General features: G+C 71.5%; 23 protein-coding genes. 9 read left to right on the top strand and 14 right to left on the bottom strand.

The window, feature by feature from the left end:
* Positions 1-109: 109 nt before the first annotated feature.
* The 3 genes from Pen02_RS25335 to nadA form a co-directional block, all read right to left on the bottom strand.
* A complete protein-coding gene (locus Pen02_RS25335) occupies positions 110-718 on the bottom strand; it encodes a DUF3043 domain-containing protein (protein ID WP_203868588.1) in 609 nt (202 codons plus the stop codon).
* Between the two features lie 223 nt (positions 719-941).
* The gene (gene murA, locus Pen02_RS25330) at positions 942-2297 is read right to left on the bottom strand and encodes a UDP-N-acetylglucosamine 1-carboxyvinyltransferase (RefSeq protein WP_203868587.1); all 1356 of its coding nucleotides are present in this window, start codon (positions 2295-2297) and stop codon (positions 942-944) included.
* 263 nt (positions 2298-2560) lie between these two features.
* A complete protein-coding gene (gene nadA / locus Pen02_RS25325; protein WP_203868586.1) occupies positions 2561-3730 on the bottom strand; it encodes a quinolinate synthase NadA in 1170 nt (389 codons plus the stop codon).
* Positions 3731-3798: 68 nt separating this feature from the next.
* Between nadA and Pen02_RS25320 the strand changes: the two genes are divergently transcribed.
* The 3 genes from Pen02_RS25320 to Pen02_RS25310 all read left to right on the top strand — a co-directional run bounded on the left by Pen02_RS25320 (position 3799) and on the right by Pen02_RS25310 (position 6812).
* Positions 3799-4938, top strand: a complete 1140-nt coding sequence (locus Pen02_RS25320) for a glycerate kinase family protein (protein ID WP_203868585.1) — start codon at positions 3799-3801, stop codon at positions 4936-4938.
* Positions 4939-5152: 214 nt separating this feature from the next.
* On the top strand, positions 5153-5521 hold the full coding sequence (gene erpA, locus Pen02_RS25315; RefSeq protein WP_203868584.1) for an iron-sulfur cluster insertion protein ErpA: 369 nt from the start codon (positions 5153-5155) through the stop codon (positions 5519-5521).
* A gap of 316 nt (positions 5522-5837) precedes the next feature.
* Positions 5838-6812 (top strand): carbohydrate kinase family protein, encoded by a 975-nt coding sequence (locus Pen02_RS25310; protein ID WP_203868583.1) that lies wholly within the window; start codon positions 5838-5840, stop codon positions 6810-6812.
* Between the two features lie 123 nt (positions 6813-6935).
* On the opposite strand, the gene Pen02_RS25305 is transcribed toward Pen02_RS25310, so the two are convergent.
* Both Pen02_RS25305 and Pen02_RS25300 read right to left on the bottom strand, forming a co-directional pair.
* Positions 6936-7169: a sulfurtransferase TusA family protein gene (locus Pen02_RS25305; RefSeq protein ID WP_203868582.1), complete on the bottom strand. Its 234-nt coding sequence runs from the start codon at positions 7167-7169 to the stop codon at positions 6936-6938.
* A 106-nt stretch (positions 7170-7275) separates the two neighbouring features.
* The gene (locus Pen02_RS25300) at positions 7276-8427 is read right to left on the bottom strand and encodes a cysteine desulfurase family protein (RefSeq protein WP_203868581.1); all 1152 of its coding nucleotides are present in this window, start codon (positions 8425-8427) and stop codon (positions 7276-7278) included.
* Between the two features lie 171 nt (positions 8428-8598).
* Between Pen02_RS25300 and ctaC the strand changes: the two genes are divergently transcribed.
* Both ctaC and Pen02_RS25290 read left to right on the top strand, forming a co-directional pair.
* Positions 8599-9567, top strand: a complete 969-nt coding sequence (gene ctaC, locus Pen02_RS25295) for an aa3-type cytochrome oxidase subunit II (RefSeq protein WP_203868580.1) — start codon at positions 8599-8601, stop codon at positions 9565-9567.
* Positions 9568-9577: 10 nt separating this feature from the next.
* Complete coding sequence (locus tag Pen02_RS25290; protein ID WP_203868579.1) at positions 9578-10003, top strand: cytochrome c oxidase subunit 4; 426 nt, start codon at positions 9578-9580, stop codon at positions 10001-10003.
* Between the two features lie 690 nt (positions 10004-10693).
* On the opposite strand, the gene qcrB is transcribed toward Pen02_RS25290, so the two are convergent.
* The 4 genes from qcrB to ctaE form a co-directional block, all read right to left on the bottom strand.
* Positions 10694-12316, bottom strand: a complete 1623-nt coding sequence (gene qcrB, locus Pen02_RS25285; protein ID WP_203868578.1) for a cytochrome bc1 complex cytochrome b subunit — start codon at positions 12314-12316, stop codon at positions 10694-10696.
* Positions 12313-13398, bottom strand: coding sequence for a cytochrome bc1 complex Rieske iron-sulfur subunit (gene qcrA, locus Pen02_RS25280; RefSeq protein WP_203868577.1), 1086 nt, complete (start codon positions 13396-13398; stop codon positions 12313-12315). The genes qcrB and qcrA overlap by 4 nt, the downstream gene beginning before the upstream one ends.
* A gap of 76 nt (positions 13399-13474) precedes the next feature.
* On the bottom strand, positions 13475-14323 hold the full coding sequence (gene qcrC, locus Pen02_RS25275; protein ID WP_203868576.1) for a cytochrome bc1 complex diheme cytochrome c subunit: 849 nt from the start codon (positions 14321-14323) through the stop codon (positions 13475-13477).
* Between the two features lie 75 nt (positions 14324-14398).
* A complete protein-coding gene (ctaE, locus tag Pen02_RS25270) occupies positions 14399-14998 on the bottom strand; it encodes an aa3-type cytochrome oxidase subunit III (protein WP_203868575.1) in 600 nt (199 codons plus the stop codon).
* A 109-nt stretch (positions 14999-15107) separates the two neighbouring features.
* Here ctaE and Pen02_RS25265 point away from each other — a divergent pair, with 109 nt between their 5' ends.
* The 4 genes from Pen02_RS25265 to Pen02_RS25250 all read left to right on the top strand — a co-directional run bounded on the left by Pen02_RS25265 (position 15108) and on the right by Pen02_RS25250 (position 18647).
* Positions 15108-16061, top strand: a complete 954-nt coding sequence (locus Pen02_RS25265; RefSeq protein WP_372445664.1) for a cytochrome c oxidase assembly protein — start codon at positions 15108-15110, stop codon at positions 16059-16061.
* 175 nt (positions 16062-16236) lie between these two features.
* Entirely contained in the window at positions 16237-16647 is a 411-nt protein-coding gene (locus Pen02_RS25260) for a response regulator (protein ID WP_203868574.1), read from the top strand.
* A gap of 59 nt (positions 16648-16706) precedes the next feature.
* Positions 16707-17771, top strand: coding sequence for an anthranilate phosphoribosyltransferase (gene trpD, locus Pen02_RS25255; protein ID WP_203868573.1), 1065 nt, complete (start codon positions 16707-16709; stop codon positions 17769-17771).
* 216 nt (positions 17772-17987) lie between these two features.
* On the top strand, positions 17988-18647 hold the full coding sequence (locus Pen02_RS25250; RefSeq protein WP_203868572.1) for a DUF4142 domain-containing protein: 660 nt from the start codon (positions 17988-17990) through the stop codon (positions 18645-18647).
* A gap of 105 nt (positions 18648-18752) precedes the next feature.
* Here the strand turns inward: Pen02_RS25250 and Pen02_RS25245 are convergent, their stop codons facing one another.
* The 5 genes from Pen02_RS25245 to Pen02_RS25225 all read right to left on the bottom strand — a co-directional run bounded on the left by Pen02_RS25245 (position 18753) and on the right by Pen02_RS25225 (position 23573).
* Positions 18753-19649, bottom strand: coding sequence for an alpha/beta hydrolase family protein (locus Pen02_RS25245; protein WP_203868571.1), 897 nt, complete (start codon positions 19647-19649; stop codon positions 18753-18755).
* A 210-nt stretch (positions 19650-19859) separates the two neighbouring features.
* On the bottom strand, positions 19860-20147 hold the full coding sequence (locus Pen02_RS25240) for an Lrp/AsnC family transcriptional regulator (protein ID WP_203868570.1): 288 nt from the start codon (positions 20145-20147) through the stop codon (positions 19860-19862).
* A gap of 110 nt (positions 20148-20257) precedes the next feature.
* Positions 20258-21160, bottom strand: coding sequence for a nucleotidyltransferase family protein (locus Pen02_RS25235; protein WP_203868569.1), 903 nt, complete (start codon positions 21158-21160; stop codon positions 20258-20260).
* A complete protein-coding gene (locus tag Pen02_RS25230; protein WP_203868602.1) occupies positions 21157-21690 on the bottom strand; it encodes an NUDIX hydrolase in 534 nt (177 codons plus the stop codon). The genes Pen02_RS25235 and Pen02_RS25230 overlap by 4 nt, the downstream gene beginning before the upstream one ends.
* Before the next feature lie 101 nt (positions 21691-21791).
* Positions 21792-23573 carry a RelA/SpoT family protein gene (locus Pen02_RS25225; RefSeq protein ID WP_203868568.1) on the bottom strand — a complete coding sequence of 594 codons (1782 nt, stop codon included), beginning with the start codon at positions 23571-23573 and terminating at the stop codon, positions 21792-21794.
* Positions 23574-23696 lie beyond the last annotated feature (123 nt).

Below are 23696 nucleotides of genomic sequence, written 5' to 3'. Positions count from 1 at the left end.
TCTTGACTCCCGGGCACACTGCTCGTTCGACAACGCGCTCAGAGCGGACTGAGCAGCGGGACGTGACCCGACTGACGTGAGCCGGCTGACGTGACCCGGCCGACGTGGCTCAGATCTTGTCGCCGAGGTTGACCCGGGGGACCGGGGCACGCATCCGGCGGAAGGTGATCGAGCGCATGATCGCGTAGAGGTAGAGCGAGCCCATCCGCTGGTCGGTGTTGGGGAAGCGCTGCCGTACCAGCTTCTTGATCTTTCGTGAGATCAACACCGAGTCGACCACCAGGGCGATCGCCAGCAGCCCCCAGAGCAGGTTGGAGGCGAACCGCACCTCCGGTGGCATGGTGTTCGCCGAACCGATCAGCACCACCAGGGCGCCGCCGAAGAACCAGGTGCCGACCGTACGCCGGGAGTCCACCACGTCGCGGGCGAGCCCGCGCTCCGGGGCCCGGTCCCGGGGACCGCCCTCCTTGCGGAACTCGGCCGCCGACTCGGCGCGCAACTGCCGGCGCCGCTCCCGCGCCTCCTGCTTGGTGAGCGGCTTGGTGTCGCCGACGGCGCGGCGCCCGGCGGTCGGCCGCTTCGGAGTCTCCCTACCCAGCTCCTTCTTGCTCGGGGTGTAGCCCCGGGGGCGGGCGGACGCGGACTCCTCGGCGGGGGTCACCTCGGCGGTGGCCTCCTCGACGAGGTCGGTGGGCTTACGGCGAAACAGCGACGGCACGGGGCAAGGGTAGCCAACCGCCGACGGGCACCGCACCTCGCGGTAGGCGGGCGGCCGAGCGGTGCCGCGCGGGGCCGGGTGAGCAGCGTCTCACCCGGCCCCGCAGCGTGCTACCTCCGTCGTCCGGCTCCGGCCCTCGGGGGCCCGGCGTCCGGTCCTGAGCCGGACGTCCGGGGCCCGGCGTCCGGTCCTGGCGTTTCGGCGTTCGGCCCTTCCGTGCCGGCTACGGGCGCTCGACGTGCGCGCCGAGGGCGGCGAGCTTGGCCTCGAAGTCCTCGTAGCCACGGTTGATCAGATCCACGCCGTAGACCCGGGAGGTGCCCTCGGCGGCCAGCGCGGCGATCAGGTGGCTGAACCCGGCCCGCAGGTCGGGGATGACCAGGTCGGCGGCGTGCAGCTTGGACGGCCCGGCGATCACCGCCGAGTGCTTGAAGTTGCGCCGGCCGAACCGGCAGGGGGTACCGCCGAGGCAGTCCCGGTAGACCTGGATGGTGGCGCCCATCTTGTTCAGCGCCTCGGTGTAGCCGAGCCGCTGCTCGTACACCGTCTCGTGCACGATCGACAGGCCCCGGGCCTGGGTCAGCGCGACCACCAGCGGCTGCTGCCAGTCGGTCATGAACCCCGGGTGTACGTCCGTTTCCAGCGCCACCGCCCGCAGTTCGCCGCCGGGGTGCCAGAACCGGATCCCGCCCTCCTGGCCCGGGCTGCCCTGCCGGGGCGGCCGGGTGTCGGTCACCTCGTACGCCCCGCCGACCGAGCGGAAGACGTTGAGGAAGGTCATCATGTCGGCCTGCTCGGCACCGAGCACCTCGACCCGGCCACCGGTGGCCAGCGCGGCGGCGGCCCAGCTCGCCGCCTCGATCCGGTCCGGGATCGGCCGGTGCGTGTAACCGCCCAGTCGGGGTACGCCCTGGATCTCGATCACCCGGTCGGTGTGCACCTTGATGATCGCGCCCATCTTCTGGAGTACGCAGATCAGGTCGATGATCTCCGGCTCGACGGCCGCGTTGCGCAGCTCGGTGACGCCCTCGGCCAGCACTGCCGTCAGCAGCACCTGCTCGGTGGCGCCCACACTCGGGTACGGCAGCTCGAACTTGGTCCCGTGCAGCCCGGTCGGCGCGGTCAGGTGCATCCCCTCGGGCGCCTTGTCCACCACCGCGCCGAACTGCCGGAGCGCCTGGATGTGGAAGTCGATCGGGCGGGGGCCGATGTGGCAGCCGCCCAGGTCGGGGATGAACGCGTGGCCGAGCCGGTGCAGCAGTGGACCGCAGAACAGGATCGGGATCCGGCTCGACCCGGCGTGCACGTTGATCTCGTCCGTGCTGGCGCTCTCGACGTTGGCCGGGTCGAAGACCAGTTCGCCGTCCTCGGCGCCGTCGGTGACCTTGACCCCGTGCAGTTCGAGCAGCCCCCGGACCACCTCGACGTCGCGGATCCGCGGTACGTCGAAGAGGCGGCTGGGTTCGTCACCGAGCAGGGCGGCGACCATCGCCTTGGAGACGAGATTCTTCGCGCCGCGCACCCGGATCTGCCCGGAAAGGGGCGTACCTCCGTGTACGACCAGGACGTCGTCGGTCAACGCAACCTCCAGCGGGTCGATGCTGCTGCTCTACGTCGATGCTGTCCGCGAGGGTGAACCATCCGGTCCACACTGCCGTTGCCCCCCGTGGCTGGGCGGGCGCGGCGTGGTGTGCGCGTCCCGACCCGGCTCTGTCACGGCCTCGGGCAGCATAGCGCTCGGTGACGAAAAAAGAGCGGTCACCGCGCAACGGATGGCACGAAACGGGGACAGTGGCAGGAATCCGTACCCTGCCGATCACTGTCAGTAGTCGTTTGGAGCCGCTACGGCAGGGCCAGCATCTGGTCCAGCGCCACCCGGGCGTGGTGCGCGGTGTCCGGGTCCACGGTGATCTGGTTCGGGACCCGGCCCGCGACCAGCTCCTCCAGCGACCAGACCAGGTGCGGCAGGTCGATCCGGTTCATCGTCGAGCAGTAGCAGACGGTCCGGTCCAGGAACATGACCTGCTTGTCCGGGTGCGCGTTGGCCAGCCGCCGGACCAGGTTCAACTCCGTGCCGACCGCCCAGGCCGAGCCGGCCGGCGCCGCCTCGATGGTGTCGATGATGTATTCCGTCGAACCGACGTAGTCGGCGGCGGTCACCACGTCGTACCGGCACTCGGGGTGGACCAGCACGTTCACCCCGGGCACCCGCATCCGGACCTCGTCGACGCTGCTCCTGGTGAACCGGCCGTGCACCGAGCAGTGCCCCCGCCACAGGATCATCTTCGCTTCCCGGAGCTGCTTGGCGGTCAGCCCGCCACCCGGCTTGTGCGGGTCGTAGAGCACGCAGTCGTCGGCGTCCAGGCCCATCTTCAGCACCGCCGTGTTCCGGCCCAGGTGCTGGTCGGGCAGGAAGAGCACCCGCTGGCCCCGCTCGAACGCCCAGCGCAGCGCCCGTTCGGCGTTCGACGAGGTGCAGACCACACCGCCGTGCCGGCCGACGAAGCCCTTGATGTCGGCCGAGGAGTTCATGTACGTCACCGGCACCGTCGAGCCGGCCACTCCCAGCTCCTCCAGCGCCTCCCAGGCCGCCTCCACCTGCGGCAGCGCCGCCATGTCCGCCATCGAGCAGCCGGCGGCCAGGTCCGGCAGCACCACCTGCTGGGCGGAGGTGGTGAGGATGTCGGCGCTCTCGGCCATGAAGTGCACGCCGCAGAAGACGATGTACTCCGCGTCCGGCCGGGCGGCGGCCTCGCGGGCCAGCTTGAACGAGTCGCCGGTCACGTCGGCGAACTGGATGACCTCGTCGCGCTGGTAGTGGTGGCCGAGCACGAACACCCGGTCGCCGAGCGCCGCCTTCGCCGCCGTGGCCCGGGCGACCAGGTTCGGGTCGCTCGGCGGCGGCAACTCGCCGGGACAGTCGACCCCGCGCTCGCTGGCCGGGTCGGCGCCCTGGCCGAGCAGCAGCAGGGCGGTTGCGGTGCTGGACGGCTCTACCCAGGTCGAAGTCACGTACCCATGCTTCCACAGCGGGGGCCGCTTTCCGGTCGCGCCGATGTGGGCTGCCACACTCGTGATCCATGCGGATCCTGATCTGTCCGGACAAGTTTGCCGGCACCCTTTCCGCCCGCCAGGTGGCCGAGGCGGTCCGGGACGGCTGGCGGGAGGTCGCTCCCGGAGACGAGTTGGTGTCGCGTCCGCTTTCCGACGGCGGGCCGGGTTTCGTGGAGGTGCTCGCCGCCGCCCTGCCGGGTCGCCGGGTACCGGTCCGCACCGTCGACCCGCTGGGCCGGCCGGTCGAGGGCGAGATCCTGCTGACCGCCGACGGCGGTACGGCGTACGTGGAGAGCGCCCAGGCGTGCGGCCTGCACCTGCTCGCCCCGGACGAACGCGACCCGCTGCGGACCAGCTCGTACGGGCTCGGCGCGCTGCTCGCCACCGCCGCCGAGGCCGGGGCCCGGCGTGCCGTGGTCGGGCTGGGCGGCTCGGCCGTGAACGACGGCGGCGCGGGGCTGCTCGCCGCGCTGAACGCCGTACCGGTGGACGCCTCAGGAACGGCTCTCCCGTACGGCGGAGCCGCGCTGCGCGCCGTCGAGGGGCTGGTCGGCCGGCCGCAACTGCGGGGCATGGAACTGGTCGCCGCCACCGACGTGGACAACCCGTTGACCGGGCTGACCGGGGCGTCGAACGTCTTCGGCCCGCAGAAGGGCGCCTCCCGGGAGGACGTACTCCTGCTCGACGACGCGCTGCGGCGGTTCGCCGAGGTGTTGGAGCGGGACCTGCCCGGCTGCCCATCCGGGCTGGCCGGGCTGCCCGGTGCCGGCGCGGCCGGTGGCCTCGGCGCGGCGCTGTTCGCCCTCGGCGGCCGGTGCGAGTCCGGTATCGACCTGGTCACCCGGCTGACCGGGCTGGACGCCGCCTACGACGAGGCCGACCTGGTGATCACCGGGGAGGGCTCCTTCGACCATCAGTCGCTGCGCGGCAAGGTGGTGGCCGGGGTCGCCGGGGCGGCCCGGGACCGTGGGGTGCCGTGCGTGGTGCTGGCCGGCCGGGTCAGCGCCGGGCGGCGCGAGTCGGCGGCCGCCGGGGTGACCGAGGCGTACAGCCTGGTGGAGCACTTCGGCGGGGAGCCGCACGGCGGTGTCGAGCGGGCAATGGAGCGTCCGGCGGAGGGCCTGCGGGCCCTGGCCGCCCGGCTGGCCGGCCAGTGGAGTCGATGATGAGGGCCTGCCGGGGCGCTCTGGGGCGTTCGTCACATTCGTCACACCGGACCGGACGATCCGGCACGCCGGGACCGGTTCCACCCGACCGGGGGTGACCTGCGTCGCACCGGCCTAGAATCGAATTTCGCACCCGCATTGGGAATCATCGGCCAGCCCGCTAGCGTTGGCCAGTACGGACAACCATCGCACCGGCGCAGGGGAGACTTTCATCGTGACAACGCCAGCGCAGACCGAGTCGACCGCGGAGACCGCTCCGAGCAGCATCGTCCTGACCGACGTCGCGGCGCAGAAGGTGAAGGCCCTGATCGAGCAGGAGGGCCGCGACGACCTGCGGCTGCGGGTCGCAGTGCAGCCGGGTGGCTGCTCCGGCCTGCGTTACCAGCTCTTCTTCGACGAGCGTTCGCTCGACGGTGACGTGGTCAGCGGCTTCGGCGGGGTCGAGGTCGTCGTCGACCGGATGAGCGCGCCCTACCTGACCGGCGCCACCATCGACTTCGCCGACCGGATCGACGCCCAGGGCTTCACCATCGACAACCCGAACGCGCAGAACTCGTGCGCCTGCGGTGATTCGTTCCACTGATCGGTGCTTTGTTCCGGTTTCAGCCGAAACATCCCGATCAACAGCTACATACTGGTGTCCTGAGCGGGTCGTCCCGCGCGGGCGGCGTGACGTTTACCCGGAGAGTCCGTCACGCCGCCGCGCCGGGGACGGCCCGTTCGGTGTTTCCGGGGTACCCGCCATCGAGCGGGCCGGACGGGCGACTGCCCAGGGTTGCCGAGCGGCGAGCAGTGGGTGACGACGCGGTGGCTGGTACCCGATCGATCGGGGACGTGGCGGACGGCGGACCGGTAGGCTGACCCGGCCGTAATTCCGTTCCCGACTCCTGAGGGCCGACATGAAGATCGCCGTCACCGGCTCGATCGCCACCGACCACCTGATGCACTTCCCGGGCCGGTTCGCCGATCAGTTCATCGCCGACCAGCTGCACAAGGTCTCGCTCTCCTTCCTCGTCGACGAGTTGGTGCTCCGCCGGGGCGGGGTGGCCGCCAACATCGCCTTCGGGATGGCGCAGCTCGGGCTGCGGCCGGTGCTGCTCGGCGCGGTCGGCGCCGACTTCGACGACTACCGCTCCTGGCTGGAACGGCACGGTGTCGACTGCGCCTCGGTGCACGTCAGCGAGGTCGCCCACACGGCCCGGTTCGTCTGCACCACCGACACCGAGATGTGCCAGATCGCCTCCTTCTACGCCGGTGCGATGAGCGAGGCCCGCAACATCGAGCTGGCCCCGGTCGCCGACCGGGTCGGCGGGCTCGACCTGGTCCTGGTCAGCGCCAACGACCCGGACGCGATGCTGCGGCACTCCGAGGAGTGCCGCCAGCGGGGGTACGCCTTCGCCGCCGACCCGTCGCAGCAGCTCGCCCGGATGGACGGCTCCGCCGTACTCGGGCTGGTCGAGGGTGCGGACTACCTGCTGACCAACGAGTACGAGAAGTCGCTGTTGCAGAGCAAGGCCGGGCTGACCGACGACCAGTTGCTGGACCGGGTCAAGATCCGGGTGACCACGCTGGGCAAGGACGGCGTCGAGATCGTCGGCCGGGACATCGAGCGGATCCACGTGCCGATCGCCCGCGAGATGCAGGCGTCCGACCCGACCGGGGTGGGCGACGGGTTCCGGGCCGGCTTTTTCGCCGGCCTCTCCTGGGGACTCGGCCTGGAGCGGTCGGCCCAGATCGGCTCGCTGCTCGCCACGCTGGTGCTGGAGACGGTCGGCACCCAGGAGTACGAGGTCCGCGCCGACCTCTTCGTCAAGCGCCTCGCCGAGTCCTACGGCGACCAGGCCGCCGAGGAGGTCCGGCAGCACCTGAACTGAGGCGTCACCGGCCCGGGGCCGGCCGGGGCGGCGCGGGACGGTTCCCGCGGCGGTCGACGGCCGGCCCGGGTCACCGACCCGGTGACCGCCGCCGGCCTGCCGACGCGGCTGGGCCGTCTTCGGTCAGTGCGCGCGGCGGATGTCGTACGCGGGAGAGCCGTCGACGGTCGAGGTGCCGACCAGCTCCTGCCCCCGCATCCGGCACCAGGCCGGAATGTCTATCGCGGCGGCCGGATCGTCGGCGAGTACCCGGAGCACACCGCCGACCGGCAGTTCGGGCAGCCGTCGGGCCGCCGCGATGACCGGCAGCGGGCAGCGCTGGCCGAGACAGTCGACCACGTCATCCGGCCCGTTCACCGCTGACCTCCCCGCACTCGCGTACGCCCGTCCGCCTCGCCGTCGGCCTTCCGGCGATTGTCCGATGCCGGCGACGCCGCGCCAACCGCGCCCCGCCGCACCCCGTTCAGAGGCCGACCACCCCGGCCTCGGCGCGCAGCCCGGCCACGATCCCCGGCAGTTCGGCCAGGAACCGGTCCACCTCCGCCTCGGTGCTCTCCCGGTGCAGCGAGAGCCGCACGTTGCCGTGCGAGAGCACCCCCATCGCCTCCAGCACGTGCGAGGGGCGCAGCGTGGAGGAGGTGCAGGAGGAGCCGGACGAGACGGCGAAGCCGCGCCGGTCCAGGGCGTGCAGCAGCGCCTCGCCGTCGACGTAGAGGCAGGAGAAGGTGACCAGGTGCGGCAGCCGGTCGACGGGGTCGCCGACCACCTCCACGTCCGGCACCGTCGCCGCCACGGTCGCCCGGATCCGGTCCACCAGCGGGCCGAGCCTGGCCGCCTCGGCGACCGCCTCCGCGTGCACCGCCCGCAGCGCGGCCGCCGCCGCCACGATCGCCGGCAGGTTGCCGACCCCGGGGGTACGGCCGGCCTCCCGCTCGTCGGCCGGATAGGGCGACTCCCAGCGGGTGCCCTTGCGCACCACCAGCAGCCCGACCCCGGGCGGGCCGCCCCACTTGTGTGCGCTGGCGGAGAGGATCGACCAGCCCGCCGGCACCGGAATCCGGCCCACCGACTGGGCGGCGTCGACGTACAGCGGCACCCCGGCCGCCGCGCAGGCCCGCGCCGCCTCGGCCACCGGCTGCACCGTACCCACCTCGTGGCTGGCGCTGATCAGTGTGGCCAGCGCCACCCCGGGGCCGGCCACCGCCGCCGACCAGGCGTCGAGGTCGAGGCTGCCGGCCCGGTCCACCGGGATCCCGGTGGCGGAACCTCCGGCGGCCACGTGCCGTTCCGCCGCGTGCAGCACCGCCGAGTGCTCGATCGCCGAGTGCACCAGGGTGCCGCCCGCCCGGCGGCGCCCGGCCAGCCCGCCGAGCACGGCGGCGTGCGCCGCGGCCGTACCGCTGGGGGTGAAGGAGAGTTCGTCGGGGCGTACCCCGAGCACCTCGGCGGTGGCCGCCCGCGCCGCGTCGAGGAGCTGGCGGGCCCGGCGGGCCGGCGCGTAGAGACGGGCCGGATCGGCCCAGCCGTCCTCCAGGGCGGCGAGCATCGCCTGCCGGGCTACCGGGTGTAATGGTGCGGCCGAGGCCGCGTCGAAGTACGCCGGAGGCTCGCTCACCAGCAAACCGTAGCGCGGGACGGGATCGGGCAAGATCCCCCGGCGGAGTGGGGACGCGGACCCCAAGGCCGTCCAGCCGACGCAGGTCGAGTAATCTGCGACCGTCGGTGACGCCTTTGCCGCCGGTGTCGACAATCCGGACGCCGCGGCGCGCTAGGGAGGCAGGACCAGGTGGTCGCAAGGGGTTCGGAGGTACGGCCGTCGGCCGTACGGCAGAGCAGTCCCCGGGACGCCCGAGGGCGCGGCACGCGCCCGTCGGTGGGTCGGCTGGCCGGGCTCGGAGCCGGTGGCGCCGCGCTGCTCGCCCTGCTGACCGGCTGTGACGTCGGCCGGACGTTCGACGGGTTCGGCTGGCCGCAGGGCGGCATCAGCCCCGAGTCCCACCGCATGTACGACCTCTGGATCGGCTCGACCATCGCCGCGCTGGCGGTCGGCGTCTTCGTCTGGGGCCTGATCTTCTGGTGCGTCATCCGCTACCGCAAGCGGGGCGAGGCGCTGCCGGTGCAGACCCGGTTCAACATGCCGATGGAGTTCCTCTACACCATCGCGCCGATCCTGGTCGTCGCCGTGCTCTTCTACTACACGGCGATCGTGCAGACCGGGGTGAACAAGACCAGCACCAACCCGGACGTGACCGTCGAGGTGGTCGCGTTCAAGTGGAACTGGCAGTTCAACTACCGGTCCGCGCCGGACAGCCAGGACAACGCCGAGACGATCGCCTCCACGCTGGGCACCACCGAGGTGATCCCGGTGCTGGTGCTGCCGACCGGCCGGAGCATCCGGTTCGAGGAGACCAGCAGGGACGTCATCCACTCGTTCTGGGTGCCGGAGATGCTCTTCAAGCGGGACGTCTTCCCCGGCAACGTGCGCAACGTCTTCGAGGTGACGAGCCTGGACACCGAGGGCGCGTTCGTCGGCCGCTGCGCCGAACTGTGCGGCACGTACCACTCGATGATGAACTTCGAGCTGCGGGTCGTGTCGCCCGAGGAGTACGACCGGTTCATCGAGGCGAAGCGGGGCGGCCAGTCGACCCAGGACGCCCTGGTCTCGATCGGCGAGGAACCGTTGGCCCAGAAGACCCGGCCGTTCGAGACCCGACGGGACGTCAACAACTTCGGTAACGCGAGCGCGGGAAGCTGAGGAGCGCTAAATGAAGACCGAATGGAAGCTGTTCGGCATCGTCTCGCTCTTCCTGGCGATCGCCGGGGTCGTCTACGGGCTGTGGACGGCCGGCGCGGACGGCCGCGTCGAGTGGATCGGTACGGTCGCGCTCGCGCTGTCGTTCCTGCTCACCGCGATGTGCGGCGGCTTCTTCTGGTTCGTCTCGCGGCGGATCGACCCGCGTCCGGAGGACCGGCCGGACGCCGAGGTCTCCGACGGCGCGGGTGAGGTCGGCTTCTTCAGCCCGGGCAGCTACTGGCCGTTCGGGCTGGCCCTCGCCGCCACCGTCGCCGGCCTGGGCCTGGTGTTCTGGCAGTGGTGGCTGATCGCCACCGGCATGATCGCGGTGATCTTCGGCGCCTGCGGCCTGCTCTTCGAGTACTACTCCGGCACCCGGCGCACCGCGGAGCACTGACCCGCCCCGCCCTCGCGCGTCTTCCCGACGACCCGTAGCCCCTGTCCAGGGCTGCGGGTCGTCGTCGTACGGCCCCCGTCGGCCCTGCTGAACCGGCCGTACGGCGGAGACCTGCTTCGGGGGGTACCCGGGGTATGCCCTGGCGGCCGACGGACCGCCCAGGCCCGTCCCGGTTGGCCTGTCCACCTGTGCCGCCCTCCGGAAGCCGGCCGGCAGTGTGGCCGGGCGGTCCAGGCCGGTACCGACCGAAATCGGCTCGGGCCGGTGCCGACCGGGGCTCTGACCGGGACCGGCTCGGCCGGATAGGTTGCGGCGGAGAGACTGTCGAGCTGCCCCGTCTGTGCGCCCACCGGCGGAGGCCACCCCGCCGCAGGCCGCTCCGGGCGTCCCGGCGCCGCGAGGCGGTGCAGGTGTACGTCGGCCCGGAGACCGGGGCAATACCGTGCCGCCCTGAGTCCCTGGCGTGCCCCTCGTCGCCCGAGTGCCCCGTCTGTGCGCCCAGCTCGACAGCGGCCCGGTGAGGTGATCCCGCCGCCCCGTTGCGCCCTCGGGCGGGAGCGGGAGAGTTCCGACCTGGACAGGGGGTCGGAAGAAGTCCTGGACAGGGGTCGGAGAAGTGCGGTGATCGGCCCCGAAACGAGCGTGGCGCCCGCCGGAAATCCGGCGGGCGCCACGTGTGGCGTGTACTGCTCAGCGGCGCTCGCCGCTGCCGATCTCCTCGCGCTCGGGGCGCGGCTCGACCGGCGGGTGACCGGGCGAGACCGGCGCCTCGGCCGGCTTCTCGATCGGGTAGAAGAAGCCCCGGATCGCCGGGCCGAGCGCGCCGAGCCGGTTCATCTTCTTCGGCACCACCCAGCCGACGTACTCCAGCTCGCCGTGGCCGTGGTCGTCGGTCCGGCCGAGCGGCTGGTGCACCTCCACGAACTGGCCGCTCGGCAGCCGGCGGATGATGCCGGTCTCGACGCCGTGCGCCAGTACCTCCCGGTCGTGCTGCTGGAGGCCGAGGCAGATCCGGTAGGTGACGTAGTACGCGATCGGCGGTACGACGATCAACCCGATCCGGCCCGCCCAGGTCATCGCGTTCAGGCTGATGAAGAACTTGTCCGCGATCACGTCGTTGGCGCCGGAGAGCGTCAGCACCAGCCAGAACGACACCGCCATCGCACCGAGGGCGGTACGGCCGGGAACGTCGCGCGGGCGCTGGAGCAGGTTGTGGATCGCCCGGTCCCGGTTCAGCCGTGCCTCGATGAACGGGTAGAACAGCGGGATCATGGTCATCAGGCCCGGCAGCACGACGGTGGGCCAGAACAGCGGCGGGATGACGTAGCCGTCGCCGATCGGGATGTTGATCTGCCACGGTGGCATCAACCGGGTCGACCCGTCCAGGAACATCACGTACCAGTCGGGCTGGCTGGCCGCGGAGACCACGCCGGCCTCGTACGGGCCGAACAGCCAGATCGGGTTGATCTGGACGAGCCCGCCGAGCAGCGCGATCACCCCGAAGACGATCATGAAGAAGCCGCCCTGCTTGAGCGCGTAGCGCGGGAACATCCGCTCGCCGACCACGTTCGAGTTGGTCCGGCCAGGGCCGGGCCACTGGGTGTGCTTCTGCTTGAAGACCAGTCCGAGGTGTGCGCTGATCAGACCCACCAGCAGGGCCGGGATCAGCAGCACGTGCAGGATGAAGAACCGGCTGATGATGATCTCGCCCGGGAACTCCCCGGCGAAGGCCGCCGTCGCGGCCCAGGTGCCGATCACGGGGATCGACAGAATGATGCCCGAGGCGATCCGCAACCCGGTGCCGGAGAGCCCGTCGTCCGGGATCGAGTACCCGGTGAACCCGGCCAGGAAGCCGACCCAGAAGAGCAGGTAGCCGATCATCCAGTTCAGCTCGCGCGGCTTGCGGAACGCTCCGGTGAAGAAGATCCGCATCATGTGCACGATGATCGACGCCATGAACAGCAGCGCCGCCCAGTGGTGCATCTGCCGCATGACCAGGCCGCCACGGACGTCGAACGAGATGTCCAGCGTCGAGGCGTAGGCGGCGGACATGTGGGTGCCCTGCAACGGCCGGTAGCTGCCGTCGTAGGTGACCTCGCGCAGCGACGGCTCGAAGAACAGCGTCAGGTAGACGCCGGTCAGCAGCAGCACGACGAACGAGAAGAGCGCGATCTCACCCAGCAGGAACGACCAGTGGTCCGGGAAGACCTTGTTGAGCAGGGACCGCAGCGGGGTGTTCACCTGGAGCCGGTCGTCGACCTCCCGGGCCGCCTTGCCCGGCACCGCCGCCAGATCGAACCTACGACGCTTCATGGCCGCTCCCAGAAGTCGGGCCCGACGGTCTCGGTGAAGTCGGACTGCGCGACGAAGAAGCCTTCCTCAACGGTCAGGGGAAGCTGAGGAAGCCGCCGGCTCGCGGGTCCGAAGATCGGGCGGGCGTTGTCGGTGATCAGGAACTGGGACTGGTGGCACGGGCAGAGCAGCCGGTTGGTCTGCTGCTCGTAGAGGCTGGCCGGGCAGCCGGCGTGGGTGCAGATCTTCGAGTAGGCGATGTAGTTGCCCCACATGAAGTTCTGCTTGCCGTCCCGGTCGTTGGCCGCCTTCGCCTCGGTCGCGTCGTCCTCCCGCAGGTGGATCAGCAGGACCGGGGAGTCGGCGTGCTTGTTGGTGGCGCCGCCCTCGATACCGGGGAAGACGGTGATCTGACCGCCGGGGCTGACGTCCTCGGGGCGTACCGGGGTGCCGTCGTGGTGGGTCAGGTGGATCAGCTTGCCGTCGATGGGCTTCCAGCCGGTGGTGAAGTACTGGTTGTTCTTGTGCGGCTGCTCGATCAGGCCACCGATCAGCGGTGCCGCAGCGACCGCGCCCACCGGGGCCAGACCGGCCAGCAGCGAGACGCCGAGCAGCGGCCGGCGGCGTACGCCCAGCTCGTCGGCCATGTAGACGAGCGTGTTACCGGTGATCTTGCGTTCCTCGTCGCTGGCCGGCTCGATGTGCCGATCCTGGATCGACACCTCCTTCGGCAGCAGCTTCTTGCCCCAGGCCAGGATGCCGAAGCCGACCAGCAGCAGGGCCAGGCCGAGGGTCAGGCCGAGGATCGGGGTGTAGAGCTTGCCGGCGCCGGTGCCCGGCTTGTACTGCCAGGGCCACCAGATGTACGCCACCACGAACGCGGTGGCGAAGAGCCCGACCAGCAGGAACATCGCGGCGATGACCCGGGTGATCCGGCGCTCGGCCTTGGTGCCGGGCACCGGGAACTGGGCCTCGTAGTGGACGATCTCGATGTCGTCCCGCCGGGCGCCCTCCCGGACGATGTCGAACCGGGAGACCTCCGGGTCGTTCACGTCGATCGCGTCGCTGGTGCTGACGGCGTGTCCGTCGGTACGAGTGCTCATGCCGATCCTCCGCTTCGCTCCGGCTCGCCATGAGGCTCATCCGCACTGAGCATGCTGATTCGCTCGCTGCGCTCGCTCATGACTTCCCCGCAATCCACAGCGCGGCGAAGACCAGCGCGACGATGCCGACCAGGAAGATCGCCACACCCTCGGTGGCCGGGCCGAGCCGGCCCAGGTTCAGCCCACCCGGGTCGCGGTCCTCGGCCAGCGTCTGCTGGACGTACGCGATGATGTCGGCCTTCTGCTCCGGCCGGAGTTGGTTGTCACCGAAGACCGGCATGTTCTGCGGTCCGGTGAGCATCGCGGCGTAGATCTGCCGGTCGTCGGCGGACTTGATGTCCGGGGCGAACTTGCCGGAGGAGAGCGCGCCGCCGCCGCCACCGAAGGTGTGGCAGGAGGAGCAGTTGATCCGGAACAGCCGGCCGCCCTCGGCCACGTCGCCGCCGCGGTGCAGGTTGTCGCCCTCGGGAAGCTGCGGCCCGCCGCCGAGTTCCTGCACGTACTGCGAGAGCTGGGTGGTCTGGTCGGCGTTGAAGACCGGCGGCTTCGACTCGGCCTGGGCCTCCTGCCGGGCCAGCGGCATCCGGCCGGTGCCCACCTGGAACTCCACGGACGCGGCACCGACGCCGATCAGGCTCGGTCCGCGTCCCTCGACGCCCTGCGCGTTGCGGCCGTGGCAGGTCACGCAGCTCGTGTCGAAGAGCGCCTTGCCTTCCTGAGCCGCCGAGGTGAGCTGGGGGGTGTCCTGCGCCTGCAGCCCCGGCGCGAAGACGGTGTAGGCGCCGCCGGCCAGGAAGAGCGCGGCCAGTAACCGGACCGCGGCGCCCAGTCGACGGCGGGCCCTGCCGCGCGGCCTCGACCGCGCGCGGCGCAACCGCGAGAGCAGCCCGCGGGAGCGGTTGCCGCCGGGGGTGTCAGAAGTCATGGCCTGTGTCCTTAACGGTTTTCTCGACCTTGTCTCAGGGACGGGGCAACGGGGCGGAACGTGACATGACCAAGATCACTGAAGCCAGTAGATCATGCCGTAGAGCGCGATCCAGACCACGTCGACGAAGTGCCAGTAATAGGAGACGACGATCGCCGAGGTCGCCTGCGCCGGGGTGAACCGGCCCATGGTGGTCCGGATCATGAAGATGATGAAGGCGACCAGACCGCCGGTCACGTGCAGCGCGTGGAAGCCGGTGGTCAGGTAGAAGACCGAGCCGTACCCGTCCGCGTTGATCTTCACCCCCTCGTGTACCAGCTCGCGGTACTCGTTGAGCTGACCCAGGACGAAGATCAGGCCCATCACGAAGGTGAGCGTGAACCAGCGGCGCAGCGCGTGCACGTCACCCCGCTCCGCGGCGAAGACGCCGATCTGGCAGGTGACCGAGGACAGCACCAGGATCACCGTGAACGTCGTCGCGTACGGGATGTTCAGTGCCTCGGTGTGCTTCTCCCACTGCTCGGGCGCCGCCGCCCGGATGGAGAAGTACATCGCGAACAACGCCGCGAAGAACATGAGTTCGCTCGAGAGCCACACGATCGTCCCGACGCTGACCATGTTGGGTCGGGTCAGCGAGTGGATCCGGCTCTTGTCAATGGCTGAGGCCGCAGTCACGCGGTCATTATTGCCCCTGATCGGCATCGGCCATCGTCGGGGTGGCCTAACTGCCTCGTCGGACGGGGTGACGTGCCTCGCCCGCTTCGTCTGGCCTAGCCTGAAAAACGTGCTGCACCTCGATCCCGCATCCGCCTCGGCGGTGCTCCCGCCACCGGCCGTTCTCGCCGGTGGGGGCGCCGAGACGGCACCGTTCACCGTCTCCGCCATCTTCACCGAGGCCACCCTGAACAGCTGGCTCGCCGTCGGCCTGGTGCTGGCCGCCGGGCTCTACCTGTACGGCGTACACCGGCTGCGGGTGCGCGGGCACTCCTGGCCGGTGCTGCGTACCGTGCTCTTCCTCGGGCCGGGGCTCGGCGGGATCGCCTCGGTGACGCTGAGCGGACTGGGGGCGTACGACACCAGCCTGCTGTCGGTGCACATGGTCCAGCACATGGTGCTGTCGATGGTCGCGCCGATCTTCCTCGCGCTCGGCGCTCCGGTGACGCTGGCACTGCGTACCCTCGGCAAGGCGCCGCGCAAGCGGCTGCTCGCGGTGCTGCACAGCCGGGTGGCGAAGGTCGTCACCTTCCCGCTCTTCGCGTACGCGATCTTCGTGGTCAACCCGTTCGTGCTGTACTTCTCCGGGGTGTACCGGTGGACCCTGGAGAACTCGTTCGGGCACGAGCTGGTGCACGCGCACTTCATCCTCACCGGCTGCCTGTTCTTCTGGCCGCTGGTCGGGCTCGACCCGCTGCCCGGCCGCTGGCCGTACCCGGCCCGGGCCCTGCTGATGGTGCTCTCGGTGCCGTTCCACACCGTGCTCGGGCTCACGGTGATGCAGAGCACCACGCTCTTCGGCGGCGACTGGTACCCCTCGCTGGCGCTGGCCTGGTCCGACCCGTGGAACGATCAGAAGGTGGCCGGCGGCATCCTCTGGGCCGGCGGCGAGTTCGTCAGCGTGACCATGCTCGCCGTGCTCGTGGTGCAGTGGGTCCGGCAGTCCGAGCGGGAGGCCCGCCGGATGGACCGGGAACTGGACCGCCAGGAGGCCCGGGAACGGGCCGCCGGCAGCGCGGTGTAACGGCCGGAGCCGGTACGGGCGGCCGGGTGCGCCGGTCAGGTGCCGGCCGGGCCGGGTTCGTGCGCCGATCCCGGGATTCGGGCGGTACCGGCCCCGGGAGCCGGGCGGGCCGGTCAGGCACCGGGGGCGACCGGTACGATCGGCGGGCAGCTACGAGGTGGGAGCCCAGCGACCGATGAGCGATCGTCAATACACCGTCCTGCTCTACAGCGACGACCCGGAGGTCCGGGACCGGATGCGGCTCGCGGTCGGCACCCGGCCGGCGGCCGACCTGACCGTCGAGTTCGTCGAGGCGGCCAGCTATGCCGAGTGCATCCGGCTGGTCGACGACTTCGAGATCGACCTGCTGCTGCTCGACGGCGAGGCGACCCCGTCCGGCGGGCTCGGCATCGCCCGGCAGATCAAGGACGACCGGGACGACGCCCCGCCGACCTGCGTGGTGATCGCCCGGGCCGCCGACCGCTGGCTCGCCGCCTACGCCCAGGTCGACGCCACCCTGGTGCACCCGCTCGACCCGGTGACCACCGGCCAGACCGTGGCCGGCCTGCTCCGCGCCCGCGCCAGCGGGGCGAGCGCGCGCTCCTAGGGAGCCGGGGGAAGGCACCACCACACACCGCCAACCACCCGCCCGACTGGGAGGCCCGCATGGGGGAACGGACCTGGCCCAACCTGCTCGCCGCGCTGTTGCGCGCCGAGGAGCTCTCCACCGCCGACACCGCGTGGGCGATGGGGGAGATCATGTCGGGGTCGGCGACCCCGGTCCAGATCGCCGGGTTCGCCACGGCGCTCCGGGCCAAGGGTGAGACCCCGGCCGAACTGGCCGGCCTGGTGGAGGCGATGCTGGGCCGGGCCACCCTGGTCGATTTGTCGGACCCGCTCCGGGCCGACGCCGTCGACGTGGTCGGCACCGGCGGCGACCGGGCACACACCGTCAACATCTCCACCATGACCGCGATGGTGGTGGCCGGCGCCGGGGTACGCGTCGTCAAGCACGGCAACCGGGCCGCCTCCTCCTCGTGCGGCGCCGCCGACCTGCTCGAGTTCCTCGGCATCCCGCTCGACCTGGGGCCGGCAGGGGTGCAGCGGTGCGTGACCGAGGTCGGCATCGGCTTCTGTTTCGCCGCCCGGTTCCACCCCGGCATGCGGCACACCGGAGGACCCCGGCGCGAGCTGGGGGTGCCGACGGTCTTCAACTTCCTCGGCCCGCTGACCAACCCGGCCCGGCCCCGGTCCGGTGCGGTCGGCTGCTTCGACCCCCGGATGGCTCCGGTGGTGGCCGAGGTGTTCGCCCGGCGCGGCGACTCGGTGCTGGTGATGCGCGGCGAGGACGGGCTCGACGAGTTCAGCACCGCCGCGCCGACCCGGGTGTGGATCGCGTACCAGGGCCGGGTCACCGAGGAGACGGCCGACGCGACCGACCTCGACCTGCCCCGCTCGGCCCCCGGCGACCTGCGCGGTGGTGACGCCGCCTACAACGCCGACGTGACCCGCCGACTGCTGGCCGGCGAGCGCGGGCCGGTCCGGGACGCCGTGCTGGTCAACGCCGCCGCGGCCCTGGCGGCGCACGGCGGCTTCCCCGGTGGGCTGCTCCCCGCGATGCGGGACGGCCTGGTCAGGGCGGCCGAGGCGATCGACTCCGGCGCCGCCGGGCGCACCCTCGACACCTGGGTCGAGGTCGCCAAGTCCGCCAAGGCCGACGAACTTCCCTAGCCGACCGTCCGATCGCACGATCCCGGACCGCCCCGGACTCCGCGGCGCGCGGGCTCCGCCGGGTGTTTGGGTACCCGGCGGACGTGGCGGCAAACAGTCGTACGGTCGCGTCGGGCGGGATCGTGCCGGACCTGACCGATCTCGGCTGCCATCGGTCCGCGTGTGCACGGGTCAACCGGGTACCCCCGAAGTTCAACGACGGAGGGGGGAACAAACATGTTGGTCGTCAAACGCTTGGGCGTGCTCGTCTCGATGGCGGTGCTCGGCCTCGTACCGGCGGGTGCCGCGTACAGCGCCGCCGCCGCGCCGTCGGGTACACCGTCGGCCACGCCGTCCGCTTCGCTGTCGGCCCAGGACAAGCAGTTCCTGCAGTCGATTCACCAGGTGAACCTCGCGGAGATCGCGACCGGTAACCTGGCCAAGCAGAAGGGGGCGAGCCAGGAGGTCAAGGACCTCGGGGGCCGGTTCGTGACGGACCACACCCAGCTCGACCAGAAGGTGCAGAGCGTCGCCTCGTCGGCCTCGTTGACCCTGCCGAACAAGGTGACCAGCGAACAGCAGGCGGTCATCAACCAGTTGCAGAACGTTACAGGTGCGGACTTCGACACGCAGTGGGTGACCAGCCAGTTGACCGCGCACACCCAGGCGATGCAACTGGTGCAGGCCGAGCTGACCCAGGGTTCCGACCCGTCGGCGAAGCAGGTGGCCCAGCAGGCGGCCCCGGTGCTCCAGGCGCACCACAACGCGCTGGTGGCGGTGGCCCAGAGTCTGGGCATCCCGATCCCGGGTGGCACCACGGTGGCGCCGAGCCCGGGAGTCAGCTCCGGCGCTCCGACGCCGGGCGGTACCGGTACGCCGAGCCCGACAATCAGCTAGTTTGCCGCTGCGCCATCGCGGCATGACGGGTCCTCCGGTCGGATCGCCGGGGGACCCGTCGGGCGGACCGGCCAACTCCGGCACCGGTACGCCCACGCGGCCCGGCTAGCGCGGCGGCAGTTCCGCAGCGAACTCCACCACCCGGGCGACGATCGGCGCCGACGCCCGTACCCAGGTGAAGTGGTCGAGCCGGCGACCGCTCTCGGCCTCCGTGTAACGGCTGCGCCGGACCCGTGCGGCGACCAGTTTCTCGCAGAGGTGGTCGACCGTCCCGTGCGGCGTGTACTGGTCGTGGTCGACGCTGACCGCCAGCACCGGGGTCCGCAGGTCCCGCACCGCGGCCTCGACGTCCACGCCGTCCAGCCGGGGAAAGCGCCCTGTCCGGGCGGTGTACGCCCAGTCCCGGATCACCCCGCGCGCCTGCCGGCCGCCGAAGCTCCAGCCGGGCCAACTGCCCAGCGCGGCCGTACAGCCGGCGATGAACTGGGTGCTGGCGAGAACCGGATAGCGGAGCCGGCCCGGATAGGCCCGCCAGTACGGCAGCCCGACCGCCACCAGCGCCAGCCCGTCGACCTGCTGTGCACCGTCGAGCGCCAGGTGCAGGAGTGCGGCCTGCCCGCCGAGCGAGTGGCCGAGCAGGATCCGGGTCCGGCCGTCCAGCCGGGGCTTCAGGCTGTCCAGCACCGCGCCGACGTCACCGGCGAGTTCGGCGTAGCCGTACCGGGAGGCGCGGCTCGGTGCCGGGGTGCTGGCGCCGGTGCCGCGCAGGTCGGCCACCACCACGGCGAAGCCGGCGGCCCGGAGGGCGGCGGCGAACGGCGCGTAGTAGCTGGCCCGGACTCCCATGGCCGGCCAGACCAGCACCACGGGTGCCTCCGGTACGCCCACCGGGTCCGGGTAGCTGCGTAGGGCGATCCGGTCGCCGTCCCGCTCGACGAAGGACTGCGTGAATTCCGGAGTCGTGGATTCCGGAGTCGCCGCGTGGCCCGGGGTGGTGGTCATCCGGCGAGCCTAGCCGGGTCACGTTACCGCCGGGTAGCCACCGTCCGCAGGTATACGAGCGGTCCGTCTCCGTGTTCCGCGTCCGGGGGCCGGGGCGTGGGCGGTGCGTGCAGTTGGTGCCCGACGAGAGAGGCGGACTCGGCGTGGGCGGTGTGTGCAGTCCGTGCCGGACGAGAGAGTGGACTCGGCGGGAGTCCGGGAGAGGTGGACTCAGTCGGTGTCCGGGAGGCCGATCGCGAACGCCTCCTCCAGGTCGTGCTGCGAGTACGCCCGGAAGGCGATGTGCGACTCGGTGCCGATCACGCCCTCCGTCTTCGAGATGCGTCCGGCGATCACCTCGGCGATCTGCTCGAACTCGCGCACCCGGACGACCGCGATCAGGTCGACGTGACCGGCGACCGAGTAGACCTCGCTGACGCCGGGCAGCGCGGCCAGCGCCTCGGCCACCTCGGGGATCGAGTCGGTGGCGCAGTCGATCAGGACGATCGCGGTGATCACCGGGAGACTCCTCTCGTCGACGTACTCGCCGGCGCCACGGGCGCCGGGCGGAGCTCGGGTGCCGTGTTCCGGCTGCCCGCCATGCTAGAGGTTCGCGGAACCGCCGACCGCTATCGGCCCGGCACGGGCGTGGGCAGGGCCGGAACGGTCAGCGTGTCGCCGACCCGGATCGCGTCGGTCAGGTGCTCGGCGGCGCGGACCAGGCCGCCGGGCCAGACCACGCAGCGCTCGACCGAGCCCCGGACCACCGCACCGGCGCCGATCACCGCCGCCCGGTGCGCGCCGGTCACCTCGGCGGTCGGATCGACCAGGCTGCCGCCACCCGCCGCGTCCAGGTTCGCCGCCAGGTAGTCGGCCGGGGTGCCGGTGTCGAGGTACCGGCCGGAGAACTCGACCACCTCCAGTTCGCCGGCCGCCTCGGCGGGCCGCCACACCGTGTGCACGAGTTCCGCCGGCTCGACCGGCAGGTCGCGTACCCGGGCCCAGGGCAGCAGCGAGAAGCCGGCGAACCGGTACCGGCCGAAGTCGCCGGGGCGGGGCGGTCCGGCGACCGGCTGGCCGAGCAGCCGTACCGTCCGGCCGTCCCAACCGGCGAGCAGCGCGGCGATGTCCGGCCCCGGCCGGGTGTCCGGCGCCGCCAGATAGGCGTCGGCGTTTCCGACGAGTACGCCCCGGCCGTCGATCCAGCTCCGCAGGTTGGCCACCCCGCCGGAGGTGCCGAGCGGGTCACCGGGCTCGACCGAGAGCCGGGCCCGGTCGCCGACGTGCCGGACCACCTGCTCGCCCAGGTAGCAGGCGTTCACCGCGACCGTCGCCGGAGCGGCGAAGCCGAGTGCCGCCACCCGTTCGAGTGCCCGGTCCAGCAGCGGTACGTTCCCCACCGGACAGAGCGCCTTCGGCAGGTGCTCGGTGAGCGGGCGCAGCCGCCGGCCCTCCCCGGCGGCGAGTACCACCGCACAGACGTCGGCACCGGCCGGGCCCGGGAGCGGCGGCGGGGCGCCGGTCGCGGTCATGACGGTGGCGAGGCGGCGGCCGGATCCGTCTCGGCGAGGGGACCGATCCGGTACCGCCCGAGCAGCCGGCCGGTCGCGGTGCTCAGCGGAGGCAGCTCGTCGAGCGGGTGCCAGGCGGCCTCGTACACCTCGGCACCGTCCACCACCAGTTCGGTGGTCGAGGCCGGGACGCGTACCTCGAAGACCATGTCGACCCAGCCCTTGAGGTGTACCACGGCGTTCGGTACGGCCGGCTGGAACTCGGACAGCGGCAGCTTGATGCCGGTCTCCTCGTGCAGTTCCCGGGCGGCGCCGACCAGCGGTTCCTCGCGGCGCTGGAGCAGCCCGGCCGGCAGCGTCCACCCCCGACCCGGCGGCTGGCGCAGCAGCAGGATCCGGCCCGGCGCCGCCGCCTCGGCGTCGAAGACCAGGGTGACCGCGCCGACGATGTACTTCGGCACCGCCATCCGGACCAACCGGCGGCGCACCCCGAGGGGAAGTCGGTAGAAGAGCTTGTAGCCGACGGCGCGCGTCGACGAGCGGCGGGGGATCACCGGACCAGGCTAGATGGCGTACCGGCCGAGCGGGTGACCCGGGGCACAGCTCTCACTCCCGGTGGACCACGCTTCTCACTCCCGGTGGACCGCCGATCTCACTCCTGGTGGTCCACCATGGCGATCAACTGCTCGACCACCACGTCCGGCTCGACCGTGCGGTCGACCACCGCGACCAGCAGGGTTTCCAGGTCGGGGTAGCCCTGCTCCTCGGCCAGCCGGCGCAGCGGAAGGTCGTTGGCGAGCCCACGGTTGTGCTTGCGCAGGGTCAGTCCGATCGTGGCCCGGCCGAGCCGGACCTTGTCGGTGATCGAGATCGCCGGTTCCTGGTGCTCGGCGAACCAGCGGTTGATCTGCATCTGCGCGTGCGGCGACTTGACGAAGCCGAGCCACTCCTTGCGCGGCCCGGGCGGGGCGACCGCCAGGTCGAACTCGCCCTGCGCGTCGGTCTCGCTGAAGATCTCCACCACGTCGCCCTCGTCGAGTTCCGACGAGAGCGGCGCCAGCCGACCGTTGATCTTCGCGGCGAGACAGTGGTCGCCCCGGTGCGGGCCCAACTCGTACGCCAGGTCGACCGGGGTGGAGCCGGCGGGGAGCACCACCTGTCGGCCCTCGGCGAAGACCTGGATCTGGGTCTCGGCGAGGTCGCAACGCAACGACTGGAGGAACTGCGCCGGGTCGGCGGTGTCCCGCTCCCAGTTGAGCACCCGCTGCAACCAGTCGAGCTGTTCGGCGCTGCCCGCCGCGTCGACCCCCGGCCTGGGGTAGCGGTAGTCGGCGGCGATGCCGTACTCGGCGGACCGGTCCATCGTCTTGGTCCGGATCAGCACCTCGACGGTCCGCTCGTTCGGGCCGATCACGGTGGTGTGCAGGGACTTGTAGAGGTTGTTCTTCGGCGCGGCGATGAAGTCCTTGAACCGCCCGGCGACCGGCCGCCAGAGCCCGTGGATCGAGCCGAGCGCGGCGTAGCAGTCGGTGTCCGGACCGTCCACCACGATCGCGATCCGGGGCAGGTCGAACGGAGTGGCCTGGTCCCGGGCGACGGTGTCCTTCCAGATCGAGTAGTAGTGCCGGTCCCGGCGCCGTACGTTAGAGACGATCTTGTCGCGCCGGAGCACCACCTTGGCCTGGGCCACCACGTCTTCCAGGTAGCCGGCCCAGCCCGGCCGGCTGCTCACGTGCTCGTGGATCCGCTCGTACGCCTCGGGTTCGAGGTGTTGCAGCACCACGTCGTCCAGGTCCCGCTTGAGCGCCTGGATGCCGAGCCGGTCGCAGAGCGGGACCAGCACCTCCTGGGTCGCCCCGGCGATCCGGGCCCGGGAGGCCGGCGAGCGGACCCCGAGGGTACGCATGTTGTGCAGTCGGTCGGCGAGCTTGATGATCAGCACCCGGACGTCCTTGCCCGCAGCTATGATCATCTTTCGGATCGTCTCGGCCTCGGCCGCCTTGCCGTAGAACGCCTTGTCGAACTTGGTCACTCCGTCGACCAGGTGCGCCACCTCGCGTCCGAAGTCGCCGGTCAGCGCCTGGAGGGTGTAACGGGTGTCCTCGACGGTGTCGTGCAGCAGCGCGGCGACCAGGGTGACGGTGTCCATCCCCAACTCGGCACAGATCTGCGCCACCGCCAGCGGATGGGTGATGTAGGGCTCGCCGCTCTTGCGGAACTGCCCCCGGTGCATGCTCTCCGCAATGGCGTAGCTGCGGCGCAGCACCCCGACGTCGGCGCTGGGATGCACGCTGCGGTGGGCCCGGACCAGGTTGGTCACCGGATCGTCCTCAGCGGACGGCCAGGAGAGCAACGAGCGCAGTCGCCTGCTCAGCGTGATCTCCGTCGGGCGGGCGCTCCCAAAGGCGGCGCCGTGGCCGGCGTCGAGGTCCACGCGGAGCACCTCCTCACTCACCGCCCGGGCCGGTGCCGGCGCGCGCCGAAACCCCGGCGCGAACGCAAGCCCCGAAAACGGGCAGGACTGCACTTCTCTAACAGCCTAAAGGAGTGAAGGTCG

Source organism: Plantactinospora endophytica (genome assembly GCF_016862915.1).
GTDB lineage: Bacteria > Actinomycetota > Actinomycetes > Mycobacteriales > Micromonosporaceae > Plantactinospora > Plantactinospora endophytica.
This window is presented reverse-complemented; position numbering and strand designations above follow the sequence as displayed.

What these genes read in the sequence shown, in the direction of transcription:
- Pen02_RS25320 (WP_203868585.1), top strand. Translation starts at nt 3,799, where the DNA reads ATGCGGATCCTGATCTGTCCGGACAAGTTTGCCGGCACCCTTTCCGCC.
- Pen02_RS25310 (WP_203868583.1), top strand. Translation starts at nt 5,838, where the DNA reads ATGAAGATCGCCGTCACCGGCTCGATCGCCACCGACCACCTGATGCAC.
- Pen02_RS25290 (WP_203868579.1), top strand. Translation starts at nt 9,578, where the DNA reads ATGAAGACCGAATGGAAGCTGTTCGGCATCGTCTCGCTCTTCCTGGCG.
- qcrB (WP_203868578.1), bottom strand. Translation starts at nt 12,316, where the DNA reads ATGAAGCGTCGTAGGTTCGATCTGGCGGCGGTGCCGGGCAAGGCGGCC.
- qcrA (WP_203868577.1), bottom strand. Translation starts at nt 13,398, where the DNA reads ATGAGCACTCGTACCGACGGACACGCCGTCAGCACCAGCGACGCGATC.
- qcrC (WP_203868576.1), bottom strand. Translation starts at nt 14,323, where the DNA reads ATGACTTCTGACACCCCCGGCGGCAACCGCTCCCGCGGGCTGCTCTCG.
- Pen02_RS25260 (WP_203868574.1), top strand. Translation starts at nt 16,237, where the DNA reads ATGAGCGATCGTCAATACACCGTCCTGCTCTACAGCGACGACCCGGAG.
- trpD (WP_203868573.1), top strand. Translation starts at nt 16,707, where the DNA reads ATGGGGGAACGGACCTGGCCCAACCTGCTCGCCGCGCTGTTGCGCGCC.
- Pen02_RS25250 (WP_203868572.1), top strand. Translation starts at nt 17,988, where the DNA reads ATGTTGGTCGTCAAACGCTTGGGCGTGCTCGTCTCGATGGCGGTGCTC.
- Pen02_RS25245 (WP_203868571.1), bottom strand. Translation starts at nt 19,649, where the DNA reads ATGACCACCACCCCGGGCCACGCGGCGACTCCGGAATCCACGACTCCG.
- Pen02_RS25235 (WP_203868569.1), bottom strand. Translation starts at nt 21,160, where the DNA reads ATGACCGCGACCGGCGCCCCGCCGCCGCTCCCGGGCCCGGCCGGTGCC.